9 protein-coding genes, 1 tRNA gene and 1 rRNA gene are annotated in these 13,536 nt (G+C 53.1%); 3 read left to right on the forward strand and 8 right to left on the reverse strand.

Going from position 1 to position 13,536, the window contains the following annotated elements; genetic code table 11:
- Window positions 1-45: 45 nt before the first annotated feature.
- Together MT962_RS09690 and rrf are read left to right on the forward strand one after the other, a co-directional pair.
- Window positions 46-121, forward strand: a tRNA-Thr gene (locus MT962_RS09690).
- Window positions 122-159: 38 nt separating this feature from the next.
- Window positions 160-275, forward strand: a 5S ribosomal RNA gene (gene rrf / locus MT962_RS09695).
- Between the two features lie 178 nt (window positions 276-453).
- Here rrf and MT962_RS09700 read toward each other — a convergent pair.
- The 7 genes from MT962_RS09700 to MT962_RS09730 form a co-directional block, all read right to left on the reverse strand.
- A complete protein-coding gene (locus MT962_RS09700; protein ID WP_024558882.1) occupies window positions 454-1,212 on the reverse strand; it encodes an amino acid ABC transporter ATP-binding protein in 759 nt (252 codons plus the stop codon).
- Between the two features lie 8 nt (window positions 1,213-1,220).
- Complete coding sequence (locus MT962_RS09705; protein ID WP_035897012.1) at window positions 1,221-2,324, reverse strand: amino acid ABC transporter permease; 1,104 nt, start codon at window positions 2,322-2,324, stop codon at window positions 1,221-1,223.
- A 7-nt stretch (window positions 2,325-2,331) separates the two neighbouring features.
- Window positions 2,332-3,513, reverse strand: a complete 1,182-nt coding sequence (locus MT962_RS09710; protein WP_024558880.1) for an amino acid ABC transporter permease — start codon at window positions 3,511-3,513, stop codon at window positions 2,332-2,334.
- A 66-nt stretch (window positions 3,514-3,579) separates the two neighbouring features.
- The gene (locus tag MT962_RS09715; RefSeq protein ID WP_024560953.1) at window positions 3,580-4,605 is read right to left on the reverse strand and encodes an amino acid ABC transporter substrate-binding protein; all 1,026 of its coding nucleotides are present in this window, start codon (window positions 4,603-4,605) and stop codon (window positions 3,580-3,582) included.
- Between the two features lie 486 nt (window positions 4,606-5,091).
- Window positions 5,092-5,313, reverse strand: a complete 222-nt coding sequence (locus MT962_RS09720; RefSeq protein ID WP_024558878.1) for a hypothetical protein — start codon at window positions 5,311-5,313, stop codon at window positions 5,092-5,094.
- Between the two features lie 373 nt (window positions 5,314-5,686).
- On the reverse strand, window positions 5,687-8,800 hold the full coding sequence (locus MT962_RS09725) for an efflux RND transporter permease subunit (RefSeq protein ID WP_247365502.1): 3,114 nt from the start codon (window positions 8,798-8,800) through the stop codon (window positions 5,687-5,689).
- 9 nt (window positions 8,801-8,809) lie between these two features.
- Entirely contained in the window at window positions 8,810-9,961 is a 1,152-nt protein-coding gene (locus MT962_RS09730; RefSeq protein ID WP_024558876.1) for an efflux RND transporter periplasmic adaptor subunit, read from the reverse strand.
- A gap of 359 nt (window positions 9,962-10,320) precedes the next feature.
- Between MT962_RS09730 and envR the strand changes: the two genes are divergently transcribed.
- Window positions 10,321-11,100: an acrEF/envCD operon transcriptional regulator gene (gene envR, locus MT962_RS09735; RefSeq protein WP_348773175.1), complete on the forward strand. Its 780-nt coding sequence runs from the start codon at window positions 10,321-10,323 to the stop codon at window positions 11,098-11,100.
- On the opposite strand, the gene MT962_RS09740 is transcribed toward envR, so the two are convergent.
- Window positions 11,036-13,132: a bifunctional diguanylate cyclase/phosphodiesterase gene (locus tag MT962_RS09740; protein WP_247365764.1), complete on the reverse strand. Its 2,097-nt coding sequence runs from the start codon at window positions 13,130-13,132 to the stop codon at window positions 11,036-11,038. The genes envR and MT962_RS09740 overlap by 65 nt on opposite strands.
- Window positions 13,133-13,536 lie beyond the last annotated feature (404 nt).

Below are 13,536 nucleotides of genomic sequence, written 5' to 3' on the forward strand. Positions count from 1 at the left end.
CTCCCCATGCGAGAGTAGGGAACTGCCAGGCATTAATTTTAGCGTGCTGATATGGCTCAGTTGGTAGAGCGCACCCTTGGTAAGGGTGAGGTCCCCAGTTCGACTCTGGGTATCAGCACCACTTTTTCGGTTAAAGTTCGGCGCTTAGAAAAGAATTTGCCTGGCGGCCGTAGCGCGGTGGTCCCACCTGACCCCATGCCGAACTCAGAAGTGAAACGCCGTAGCGCCGATGGTAGTGTGGGGTCTCCCCATGCGAGAGTAGGGAACTGCCAGGCATCAAATAAAGCAAAAAACCCGGTCTTATGACCGGGTTTTTTGCTTTCTGTATCCTGTCTGCAGTCATTTTGGCTAACCCTTACCGGGAGATAACTTAGCAAACAACACTTCAGACAACCTCATGCAATGAATAATAAAAGGCCATCCTCCAGGATGGCCTTTTTACATTGGAAAAAGTTAATGGATCACCTGAGACAGGAACGCTCGGGTGCGCTCCGACTTAGGATTAGCAAAAAATTCATTTGGGGGCGCCTGTTCAACGATTTCTCCGCGATCCATAAAAATGACCCGATCGGCGACAGTGCGAGCGAACCCCATCTCATGTGTTACGCAGAGCATCGTCATGCCCGATTCTGCCAGACCAATCATTGTATCTAACACTTCTTTCACCATTTCTGGATCAAGAGCAGAGGTCGGCTCGTCGAAAAGCATAATTTTGGGCTTCATACATAACGAGCGCGCAATGGCGACACGCTGCTGTTGCCCACCTGAAATCTGGCCTGGAAATTTATGCGCATGTTCCGCAATACGTACGCGCTCCAGGTAATGCATAGCAAGCGCTTCAGCCTCTTTCTTCGGCAATTTTCGCACCCAGATGGGCGCAAGCGTACAGTTTTGCAGCACGGTAAGGTGAGGAAACAGATTGAAATGCTGAAAGACCATGCCGACTTCAGTACGTACGCGCTCGATATTGCGCAGGTCATCATTCAGTTCAATACCGTCTACTACTATTCGTCCCTGCTGATGTTCTTCAAGATGATTAATGCAGCGGATAGTGGTCGATTTACCCGAACCTGAAGGGCCGCAGAGAACGATACGCTCGCCTTGTTTAACTTTAAGGTTAATATCCTTCAGCACATGAAACTGCCCATACCATTTATTCACATTTTCGAGCGTAATCATCGCATCGGTAGCTGGCGTGGTTATATGGCTCATAAATTTCCTTAGTGCGGTGTACGCCCGGTGTTAAAGCGCTTTTCCAGATGCTGGCTGTAGCGCGACATGCTGAAACAGAAAATCCAGTAAACCAGCGCGGCAAAAACATAGCCTTCGGTCGACATTCCCAACCAGGCCGGGTCGACCGTTGCCTGCTGCACGCTGCTGAAAAGATCGAACAGGCCGATGATGATGACCAGACTGGTGTCTTTAAATAACGCGATGATGGTATTCACGAGGCCCGGGATGACGAGCTTTAACGCCTGCGGAAGAATGACCAGCCCCTGCGTTTTCCAGTAACCCAGCGCCAGCGATTCCGCGGCTTCGTACTGGCCTTTCGGCAATGCCTGCAATCCCCCGCGCACGACTTCCGCAACATAGGCGGACTGAAATAAAATGACGCCTACCAGCGCACGGACCAGCTTGTCGATGCTGGTGCCTTCAGCCATAAACAGCGGCAGCATAACGGAGGACATAAAGAGCACGGTGATTAACGGCACGCCGCGCCAGAACTCAATGAAGATCACCGACAGTATCCTCACGACTGGCATACGCGAGCGTCGCCCCAGCGCCAGCAGAATACCTAGCGGCAGCGCGCCGGCAATCCCGACAGAAGCGATAATTAGCGTAAGCGTAAGCCCGCCCCACTGACGCGTTTCCACCCGCTCCAGCCCAAGGAAACCACCGTACAGCAAGCCCCATACGACTAACGGGTAAACCACCGCCCAGCAGGCAATATAACGTCCGCGTGAAGGAAGCCCCTTCCAGAACATCAGTGCGATAGAAAACAGGCCGATAATCAGCGCCACGTTAATGCGCCAGCGTTGATCGTGCGGATAAAGCCCATACATGAACTGTCCGAAGCGGGCGTGGATAAATACCCAACACGCGCCTTCTTTGGTGCAATCCGCTCGCGTCTCGCCGGTCCAGTTAGCCTGAAAAAGCGCCCAGTTCAGCAGTGGCGGGATAAGCTCCCACATCAGCCACAGGCAAAAAATCGTCAGCAGGCTATTGCTCCAACTGGAAAAGAGATTCTTACGCGCCCAGGCAATAGCGCGTCCAGAGCCTGCCGGCGTTGCCGGGGTATCCGGCGACAATAAAACTTTCGACATAGGATCCTCAGCGCTCTATCAGGGCGATACGTCGGTTATAGATATTCATCAGTAATGAAATCGTCAGGCTGATGATTAGATAAACCGACATGGTAATAGCGATGGTTTCAATCGCCTGGCCAGTCTGGTTAAGCACTGTGCCGGCAAACAGCGACACCATATCGGGATAACCGATAGCGGCCGCCAGTGAGGAGTTTTTTACAATATTGAGATACTGGCTGGTTAACGGCGGAATAATCACCCGTAGCGCCTGCGGTATGATGACCTGGCGTAGCGTTACCGGATTGGGCAGGCCGAGCGAGCGAGCCGCTTCGTGCTGGCCGTGCGGTACCGACTGAATGCCGGCGCGGATGATTTCCGCTATGAATGCAGAGGTATAAACCGAAAGCGCCAGCGTCAGCGCCGCAAGCTCGGGAATCAACGCAAGGCCGCCGCGAAAGTTAAAACCGCGTAGCTCTGGCACGTCCCAGTGAAGCGCCGGGCCAAAGGCAAGGTGCGCCGCTATTGGCAATCCTATGATAAGCCCAAGAGCAACAGGCCATGTACGGCGCAACTGACCCGTCTTTATTTGATGCTTGCTGTTAAAGCGATAAAGGCCCACCGTCACCACGACGGCAACCACCAGCGCGACGAAAAACGCCATAAGCCCTTCACCCATCATGGGCGCAGGCAAATAAAGCCCTCGGTTGCTAAGGAACATCAGATCAAAGGCATTGACCGCCTGGCGAGGCCCTGGAAGGTTACGCAACACAGCGAAATACCAAAAGAAGATCTGTAGCAGCGGGGGGATATTGCGGAACGTCTCAATATAAATCGTGGAAAGCTTTCGCAGCAGCCAGTTTTCGGAAAGGCGAGCCAGCCCAAGAAAGAAGCCCAGAACAGAAGCGAAGACAATACAGAGCGCGGAAACCAGCAGCGTATTGAGCAAGCCGACTAAAAACACGCGGCCATAGGTATCGCCTTCCTGGTAGTCAATCAAGTGCTGGACGATGCCAAACCCCGCTCCCCGATCAAGAAAAGCGAACCCTGAGGTGATCCCACGGTTATTCAGGTTAGTAACAGTGTTGTGGATCAGATAAGCGACGATAGCAAGAACAACGGCAACGGCGAGGATCTGGAACAGCCAGGCGCGAACCGCAGGATTGGAAAAGGATAAATCACCTTTTACGGTTGGGCGGCGATGGGACATAGATAAACCTCAGTGACCATAACTCCGGACTGGACGCCGCAATGCGGCGCCCGTAACAGCAAACAGTTAGCGTACCGGCGGAGCGTACTGGATCCCGCCTTTGTTCCAGAGGTTGTTCTGACCACGTTTGATCTTCAACGGGCTTTCCGAACCTACGTTGCGCTCGAACACTTCCGCGTAGTTGCCTACCTGCTTCACAATGTTGTAGGCCCATTTGTTATCAAGCTTGAGATCCTTACCGTAATCGCCTTCTTTGCCCAACAGATGCGCCATATCCGGCGTGGTTGGGTTAGCCGCTTTCGCATCAACGTTTTTCGAATCCACACCCATCTCTTCGGCGTTCAGCATGGCGAACAGCGTCCAGCGCACCACGGAGAACCATTCGTCATCGCCACGGCGCACGACCGGACCGAGCGGCTCCTTAGAAATAACTTCAGGCAGAACGAGCCATTCGGCGGGGTTGCTCAACTTAATGCGCAGTGCATACAGCTGTGACTGGTCGGAAGCAAGGGTATCGCAACGACCGGATTCCAGTGCTTTGGCGGATTCATCAGAGCGGTCGAAAGTGACCGGGGTGTACTTCATATTGTTCGCTTTAAAGTAGTCCGCCACGTTCAGCTCAGTATCGGTCCCTGCCTGGATACAAACGGTAGCGCCATCAAGTTCTTTCGCGCTCTTCAGGCCTGCTTTGTTATGCGTGAGGAAGCCGATGCCGTCGTAATAGGTGACACCGGTAAACGCCATGCCCATGCCCGTGTCGCGGGAAGAGGTCCATGTCGTGTTCCGGGAAAGCATGTCGACTTCGCCAGACTGAAGCGCGGTAAAACGCTCTTTAGCGGTCAGCGGCGTATATTTTACCTTAGAGGCGTCGCCAAACATGGCTGCGGCCACGCCACGGCAAACATCTACATCAATCCCGGTAAATTTGCCGCTGGCATCGGCATAAGAGAAACCCGGTAACCCGTCGCTAATACCGCACTGCACAAAACCTTTCTTTTTTACCGCATCGAATGTCGCGCCGGCGTGGGCTTGATTGGCAACAGCAAACAGCGCGGCCGCTGCGGCCAGAGTGGCTATCACTTTTTTCATAATGCATCCTGTGTGGCGAAAATTATCGTTATAAGTTTCAGGTCGTCCGGGAGGCGCCTGTTTCCTGTCTGTGGCATCAGCCATTGTGGGTAAAGCAAACGGAGTGCCAGGTTTGCATTCGCTACAGAAAGGGGCATGCGGATGCAATAAGCGAAGTGTAGCCGTGAAAAAAAGAGTTAAGCGCCCTGAAATGGTGCGAAACTGAAACCTGCGCCACATTTTGGCGCAAAAAAGTTTCATCTCTTTATTAAAAGGTAAGAGAGTGGTTGCGAGCGTGAATATTGGCCTGATCAGTATCGGAGCGGCTTGTGAGTTAACTCACGAAGCGTAATGAAATAAAACGAAGCGAGCATTCAAAACGTGAGTTGTTTCAGCGGTGAAGTTATTTCTCTGCTCTGTTGTGATGCCAGAAAATTGCCTTTCACAAGGCAGTTGCACCTTAATAAAGCAAAAAGCGCGGCCAGGCCGCGCTTTATTTAATAAAATGAGTTATTTACTCAGAGCGATGATGCCCATCGTCAACCCAGCCACCGCAGCAGCGCCGCCAGCAATGGCGCCAGCCGTTTCCCAGTTATCCTGAGTTGTGCCTTTCATGCAGGTATTAGTGTGCACCAGACGACCCTGATCGTCATAAACGGGTACGCAAGGCGAGTCGTGGGCACAGCCAGCCAGCAGGGTGGAAAGCAATGCGATAGCGATGACGTTTTTCATGATATTACCTCAGCAAGATACTCCTTCAGCAACCCACTGCTTTTACGCTTTCATTTCAGGTTAACTGAATCAGATGGCGCTATTTTATCATTCGGCGGTTGCGTCAGGCACCGGGAAATAATTGCAATCCATGTGCATTGTAAAAATTATGGAGGGAAAAATGGGGTTAAGGCGAAATAGTGAGAAAATTATGGAGAGCGCAAAGACAGAACGCTAAAAAGTAAATTATTTGAAAGCAAGATGGCTTATCGGAGCACGACCTGAGCGAAAGCGTAAAAAATCTTAATATAAATACTCAGGCTTTTAAATCTTCTTTTATGTAACGCCTTGTTTATTTAGCGAAAGGCGACAAGCGCCGCCTTTCGCTTATCTTTTAGCCGTGGCTTTTACCAAACCGTCGACGGATGACGACAAAGAACACCGGGACAAAGAAAATGGCAAGCAACGTGGCGGAAAGCATGCCGCCCATCACGCCGGTGCCGACGGCATTCTGGGCGCCGCTGCCCGCGCCGTGATTCAGCACCAGCGGCAGTACGCCAAGAATAAACGCCAGCGAGGTCATCAGAATCGGGCGTAAACGAAGCCGTACTGCTTCGAGCGTCGCTTCGATAAGCCCTTTGCCTTCTTTCTCCATTAAGTCCTTGGCGAATTCGACAATCAGAATGGCGTTTTTCGCTGAAAGACCAATAGTGGTTAACAAACCCACCTGGAAATAGACGTCATTATTCAGACCGCGTAGCGTCGCCGCCAACAGCGCGCCGATAACGCCAAGCGGCACCACCAGCATGACCGAAAACGGTATTGACCAGCTTTCATAAAGCGCTGCGAGACACAGGAAAACCACGATTAACGAGATGGCATAAAGCGCGGGCGCCTGGTTGCCCGAAAGGCGCTCCTGATAAGAAAGCCCCGTCCAGTCATAGCCGATGCCGGCTGGCAGTCTCGCGGCCAGCGCTTCCATCAACGCCATCGCCTCGCCGGTACTTTTGCCGGGCGCCGCTTCGCCAAGGATCTCCATAGACGGTACGCCGTTATAGCGCTCCAGGCGCGGCGACCCGGTGATCCAGTGAGAAGAGGAAAAGGCGGAAAAAGGCACCATTTGTCCATTGCTACCGCGGACATAAAGGTTGTTAATATCGCCTGGCAGCATACGGAAACGCGCATCCGCCTGCACATAGACTTTCTTTACGCGTCCACGGTCGATAAAGTCGTTTACATAGGTGCCGCCAAGCGCGGTGGAAATCGTCTGGTTGATATCGGAAACCGTCACGCCCAGCGCCTGCGCCTTATCCTGATCCACTTCCAGCTTAAACTGCGGCGTGTCTTCAAGGCCGTTGGGACGCACGCGAACCAGCAGGTCGGGTCGTGCTTTTACCATACCGAGCAACTGATTGCGCGCCTGCGTCAGCGCATCATGTCCCAGGTTGGCCTGATCCGTTAGTTCAAAGTCAAAACCTGTTGCGGTACCAAGTTCAAGAATAGCGGGCAGGTTGAAGGGGAACACCATGCCGTCCTGAATTTGGGAGAATGCGCGAGTAGCACGGCCAACAATGGCTTCTACATTGTTTTCGCTGCCCGGTCTTTCCTCCCAGGGTTTCAGGCTAACAAAGGCAATACCTGCGTTTTGCCCCTGACCGCTAAAGCTAAAGCCGCTAACGGTAAAGACCGATTCGACGTTCTCTTTCTCTGCCGTCAGGTAGTAATGCTGCACTTGATCCAGCACCTGCTGCGTGCGCGCCTGCGTTGCCCCGGCTGGCAATTGCACCATGGTCATGAAAACACCCTGATCCTCCTCCGGCAGGAAGGCGCTGGGCAGGCGCAAGAACAGTACGGCCATGCCGCCGACAATCAGCAGATAAAGCAGCAGGTAACGCCCGGTATTCGCGAGAATGCCGCTCACGCTCTGCGTATAGTGGTGCGTGCTGTCATCGAACTTTTTATTGAACCAGGTGAAGAAGCGTAGCTGGTGGGCCTGATGTTCAGGATTGTGCGGCTTAAGCAGCGTGGCGCACAGCGCAGGCGTCAGAATCAGCGCCACCAGGACCGAAAGCGCCATCGCCGCCACGATAGTCACCGAGAACTGGCGATAAATCGCACCGGTTGAGCCGCCAAAAAACGCCATCGGCACAAACACGGCGGAGAGCACCATGGCAATCCCCACCAGAGCGCCCTGAATCTGCTGCATCGACATCTGCGTCGCTTCTTTCGGCGGCAAATGTTCCTCCGCCATAACGCGCTCGACGTTTTCTACCACCACGATGGCGTCGTCAACCAGTAGCCCTATCGCCAGCACCATGCCGAACATCGTCAGGGTGTTAATGGAATAGCCGAAGGCCGCCAGTACAGCAAACGTGCCGAGCAATACGACCGGGACGGCGATAGTGGGAATGAGCGTGGCGCGGAGGTTTTGCAGAAAAAGATACATAACGAGGAACACCAGAATGATGGCCTCGAACAGCGTTTTCACCACCTCATGAATAGAGATTTTCACAAACGGCGTGGTGTCATAGGGGTAAACGACCTTCATGCCCTGGGGGAAGAAGGTTTGCATCTGTGCCAGTTTCGTTTTAATCGCTTCGGCGGTATCCAGTGCGTTCGCACCAGTGGCGAGCTTGATGCCAAGGCCCGTGGCCGCCTGGCCGTTGATTTTGGTCACCATATTGTAGTTTTCGCCGCCAAGCTCAATGCGCGCCACATCTTTCAGCCGCACAACGGAGCCATCCTGATTTACCTTGAGCGTGACGCGGGCGAATTGCTGCGGATCCTTAAGCCTTGTCTGAGCGATGATAGAAGCGTTCAGCTGCTGACCCGGTATGGCTGGCGTGCCGCCAAGCTGGCCTGCCGCTATCTGGTCGTTCTGCGCCTTGAGCTGGTTGATAACATCCAGCGGCGTAAGTTGATATTTATTGAGCAAGTTAGCATCAAGCCAGATACGCATCGCGTACTGGGCGCCGAAGAGCTGGACGTCGCCCACGCCGCTGGTGCGGCTGATGGCATCCTTCACATTGGATGCTACGTAATCGGAAATATCTTCCTGCGTCAGCGCCGGGTTGCTGGTGATAAAGCCTGCGACCAGCAGGAAGCTGCTGCTTGCTTTTTCTACGCTGATACCCTGCTGTTGCACTTCCTGCGGCAGCAGCGGCATCGCAAGCTGAAGCTTGTTCTGCACCTGCACCTGAGCGATATCCGGATCGGTGCCGGAGGTAAAAGTCAACGTGACGGTTACGTTGCCAGCGGAGTCGCTGGTGGAGGACATATACATCAGGTTGTCGATACCGTTCATGTTCTGTTCGATAACCTGCGTTACCGTATCCTGCACCGTCTGCGCATCCGCGCCAGGGTAAACCGCGGTGACGGCGATAGCCGGCGGGGCGATGGTGGGATATTGGGCAACGGGAAGCTGCAGAATAGCCAGACCGCCCGCCATCATCAGGATAATCGCCAGCACCCAGGCGAAAATAGGCCGTTGAATAAAGAAATTAGCCATAGCGCCGCCTTAACTTGCTGGTTTCGCTGCGCTGTCAGGCGTGGCGTTAACCGTGACGCCCTCCCTTGCGCTTTGCAGGCCGCTGACAATGACCTTCTCGCCCGGTTTCAGTCCGGCGGTCACAAGCCATTTATCGCCTACCGCTTGTCCGGTAATCACCGTGCGCACCTCGACCTTGTTTTGCTCATTCACCACCATGACGGTAGCGTCGCCGCGCGGCGTGCGGGTTAGCGCTTGTTGAGGAACCAGAATGGCATCCGGGCGAACGCCTTCGTCAATGCGCGCGCGCACAAACATGCCTGGCAGCAGCGTATGTTGTGGGTTTGGGAAAACCGCGCGAAGCGTAATAGAACCCGTGCTTTCATCCACCGTCACGTCGGAAAATTGCAGGGTGCCTTTAAGCGGGTAGGGTTGACCATTTTCCATCACCAGCTCTACAGCGCCTTGCCCATTCTGCTCAAGCTGCCCGTGAGTAAGCGCGTTCCTGAGTTGCTGGAAATCGGTGCTCGACTGGGTGACATCAACGTACATTGGATCGAGTTGTTGTACCGTTGCTAACGCGGTGGCCTGACCGTTTGTCACCAGCGCGCCTTCCGTCACGTTTGATTTGCCGATGCGGCCGCTGACTGGCGAGGTTACGCGCGTGTAAGCAAGATTTATCTCCGCTGTTTTGACTGCCGCCAGGGCGGCTTTCACGCTGGCGTCCGCCTGGTTAGCGCTCGCCAGCGCCTGGTCATATTCTTGCTTGCTGATGTATTGCGTGCCCGCCAGCGGGGCATAGCGCTTAACCGTCAGATGGGCGATAGCGGCGGCGGCCTGCGCTTTCGCCAGTTCGCCTTTGGCGCTCTGCCAGGCGGCCTGATAGGTTGCCGGATCGATTTGATAGAGCGATTCCCCGGCACGGATGTCGCTGCCTTCGGTGAAGTTGCGCTTGAGAATAATTCCGCTCACCTGGGGGCGAACCTCCGCAACGCGAAAGGCGGAGGTCCTGCCTGGCAGTTCAGTCGTAATAGTTAACGGCGCGCTTTTTATGTTATGTACAGTGACGTGCGGAACCGCTGCCTGATTATGGGCGCCGTTATCGTCGTCGCATCCCGCCAGCAACGTGGCGCTGATAATAAAAGAAAGAGGCCAATATAAAAGCCCGACACGTTTCGTCATTGCTGTTCCTTTAAAAAACGCTAACACGCTATTCACCCTCAGGTGGGCAGCAGGAATAGGCGTGAACGAGAAAATAACAAGGTGCTATCCTACAAATAATAAAGCGGCGATGTAAGCAATCCTTATTTTTCGGGGGCGTTGAAAGCACGCAAACGCAAAAAATAAGATTACGCCAGGCCTGCTTATTCATGCGTGAGGTCGTCGGTGGGTATAATATATTGCTTGCTTGTTTATTATTTGTGATTTGAATTTATTCTGTTGATGTATTCACCGCATTTATTTATTGCGATGTGCGTTAGTGTGTTGCTGGTTAATAAAAAGCATAAGGCCGCATGACGAATAAGACATTCAAAAATTAAATGCCTTTAATTTTACTATTTAATAAATCTATGGCTCGAAAAACAAAACTTGATGCGCTTAAAACGCGTCAGCAGCTTCTCGACGCTGCCATCACAGAATTTGCTACACGCGGGTTTAACGGCACCACGCTCACTGATATCGCCCGAGCGGCAGGCGTTACGCGCGGTGCGGTTTACTGGCATTTCGAAAGCAAAGAGGCGCTTTTTAATGAAATCTGGAAAGAGCAGTTGCCCGTACGACAACTCATTGCGCCGCTGCTTTCCTCTGAGACGCGGTATAATCCGCTCCAGTTGCTGCGTGAAACGTTAACGCTTGCCTTGCAATATGTTTCCTGTAATCCGCGCTGGCGCGCATTAATGCAGATTCTGTATCAAAAATGTGAATTCAACAGCGAGATGATGCCGGAGCAGGAGATTCGTAGCCAGCTTGGTTTTAATAAAGAACGCATGGCTGCGCTCATTCGGCAGTGCATAGCAAGCGGGCAGGTATCGCAAAGCATAAATATTGAACTTACGCTCACGCTTTTTTGTGGTTGCCTGAGCGGTATTGTTAAAAACTGGTTATTAAAACCTGACGCGATAAACCTATACGTTCAGGCTCAGGAGATAGTCGATAATATGCTACTGATGTTGCCGCCGAATAATAAGGAAAACGTGGCGACATTATCCGCGACAAGCGTTGAATTTACGCCCGCCGCGGAGAATAACGTTCCGATTACTCTTCCTGAAGTTGGGGCTGCGTTTCGCCATGGTGGGATAAATCCGCGCCCAGGCGAGTGATAGTATCAGGCGGCAGGGGCTTGCCAAGCAAATAGCCCTGCAGCGTGTTACAGCCGAGCCGCGTCAGGAATTGCTGCTGCTCCACGGTCTCCACGCCTTCAGCCACAACCTTCAGGTTGAGCGTTTTAGCCAGCGCGACAATGGCGGATACGATCGTCGCATCTTCGCCGTCAGCGCTTAGCTCATTAACGAAAGCGCGGTCAATTTTCAGCTCGCTGGCGGGCAGACGCTTAAGGTAAAGCAGGCTGGAGTAGCCGGTACCAAAATCATCAATCGAGGCTCTTACGCCAAGATCGGTCAGGCGCGTGAGCATACGTACGCTCTCATCCGGGTTGTTCATCGCCGTGGTTTCAGTGACTTCCAGAATGAGTTTATCCGGCGGAATATTGTACTTCTCAAGGCAGCCGGTAATGGTCTCAATCAGCGAAGGTTGTTCAAACTGTAGCGTAGAGAGGTTAACCGCGACTGACCATTGCGTATGCCCCTGACGGTGCCATTCGCTTAACTGATGGCAGGCCTCATCCAGAACCCAGTCGCCGATGGGAATGATCATGCCGGTTTTTTCCGCCAGCGGTAGAAAAAGATCGGGCGATAACAGTCCGCGTTTCGGATGCTGCCAGCGCAGCAGGGCTTCAAAACCGATAACCGGTCCGGCAGGCGCCTGAAACTTTGGCTGATAAACCAGCCGCAACTCCTGGCGCTCAAGGGCCATCCACAGGTCATTCATCAGTTGTAGCTGGGCTTGCGCCATCGTGTTCATCGAGGGCTGGAAGAAGTTATAGCCATTACGCCCAGTATGCTTGGTGTGATACATCGCCGCATCGGCGTTAAACATCAATTCACGTTCGTTATTGCCGTCATGAGGATAAAAGGCAATGCCCACGCTCAGCGTGACCTGCAGTTCATAATGTTCAATTGAGAAAGGCGTATCGATAGCGCGCACCATCGCACTGGCAAGCGTCGCCGCATCGTCTGGCTCTGCTGTTTCCACCAGCAGAACAAACTCGTCGCCGCCAATACGGGCCAGGGTATATTGTCCTTTCAGAAGCTCTTTTAGCCGCTCGGTAACGGCGATTAACAGTTGGTCGCCAATATCATGCCCGTAAGCATCATTCACCGCTTTAAAGCCGTCGAGGTCCATAAACATCAGCGCGAAACGCGAGTTCTCGCGATTAGCTTTGTGTATGGCCTGGTCGAGACGGTCTTCCAGCAGAATACGGTTCGGTAGCCGCGTCAGGGTATCCTGTAACGCCAGTTGAGCAAGTTCACGATTGGCCTCGGCAAGAGAAGAGGCGAGCAGCGAAGTGCGGGCCTGCAGTCGAGCGTCGAACATAGAAACCAGCAGCGTAATGCCAAGAATGAATAGCGTGACCATAATGACCAGTACAGCCAGCCAGTCGTTATTAACGCCGCTATGCATGCCGTGAGTGCCATAAGGAAAATGAGCCGCCATCATGCCGGTATAATGCATCCCGGCGATAGCGATGCCCATCACTACCGCCGCACCAGCGCGCATCAGCGCCATTTGCCCGCCATCGCGACGCAAATGAAAGGTCAGCCACAGCGCGGCGACAGATGCCAGCAGCGCGATGGCAATGGAAAGCGCAACCCAGGTCCAACTCCAGATGATGCCTGGCTGCACCAGCAAGGCCGCCATGCCGGTATAGTGCATGGCCGCTATTCCGCAGCCCAACACCAGCGAGCCCGGTAATAAGCGGGAAATGTGTAATTGATGGCCGCACACCAGCCAGAGCGCGAAAAAGGAAGATCCTATCGCAATCAGCATGGAGATAGCGGTAACCAGCGGATCATAGCTGAGCGATATCGGCAGGTTCATGGCCAGCATGCCAATAAAGTGCATCGCCCAGATGCCGATGCCCATGGCAATGCTGCCGCCGCAGAGCCAAACGCGCGCCGCCGTGCCGCTACTGGTGGTTACCCGGGCAGCCATATTAAGCGCAGTATACGAAGCCAGGATGGCGACAATAAAAGAAATCACGACCAGGATCTGGTCATAATGACTAACCAGCATGGCGTTGTTATCCATAGGGGTCACAGCGTCTCGCAGTTTTGCTTAAAAGAATAGAGATGAATTAAAGCGCCGACATTATCATTGGCAGAATAGTCGGGAAAGTGATTTAAGGCCCTTATTTTCAGATGGATTTGATAGACATTACCAGTGATTACGTAGAGATGTGTAAAACCGGAAAATATATAATACAGACTACGTAATTTTATAATTAACTCCCGACTATTTCAGGAGAGACATTTTTCGAAAAAGACCGGGCAATCAGCGTGTTGACGCATTTGCAACACGTCTGTGCGGGAAGCTTAAAAGAGTAGAGGATAAAAAGAGAGCTCACCCTTCCGCTTTCGTTTAGCACGCCAGCGGTCGCTATTTTTATGACGTGCCTCTTGCCCGATAAAAAGAACAGG

This window comes from Franconibacter sp. IITDAS19, assembly GCF_023079515.1.
In the GTDB taxonomy this organism is placed as follows: Bacteria; Pseudomonadota; Gammaproteobacteria; order Enterobacterales; family Enterobacteriaceae; genus Franconibacter; species Franconibacter pulveris.

What these genes read in the sequence shown, in the direction of transcription:
- MT962_RS09700 (WP_024558882.1), bottom strand. Translation starts at nt 1,212, where the DNA reads ATGAGCCATATAACCACGCCAGCTACCGATGCGATGATTACGCTCGAA.
- MT962_RS09705 (WP_035897012.1), bottom strand. Translation starts at nt 2,324, where the DNA reads ATGTCGAAAGTTTTATTGTCGCCGGATACCCCGGCAACGCCGGCAGGC.
- MT962_RS09710 (WP_024558880.1), bottom strand. Translation starts at nt 3,513, where the DNA reads ATGTCCCATCGCCGCCCAACCGTAAAAGGTGATTTATCCTTTTCCAAT.
- MT962_RS09720 (WP_024558878.1), bottom strand. Translation starts at nt 5,313, where the DNA reads ATGAAAAACGTCATCGCTATCGCATTGCTTTCCACCCTGCTGGCTGGC.
- MT962_RS09725 (WP_247365502.1), bottom strand. Translation starts at nt 8,800, where the DNA reads ATGGCTAATTTCTTTATTCAACGGCCTATTTTCGCCTGGGTGCTGGCG.
- MT962_RS09730 (WP_024558876.1), bottom strand. Translation starts at nt 9,961, where the DNA reads ATGACGAAACGTGTCGGGCTTTTATATTGGCCTCTTTCTTTTATTATC.
- envR (WP_348773175.1), top strand. Translation starts at nt 10,321, where the DNA reads ATGCCTTTAATTTTACTATTTAATAAATCTATGGCTCGAAAAACAAAA.
- MT962_RS09740 (WP_247365764.1), bottom strand. Translation starts at nt 13,132, where the DNA reads ATGCTGGTTAGTCATTATGACCAGATCCTGGTCGTGATTTCTTTTATT.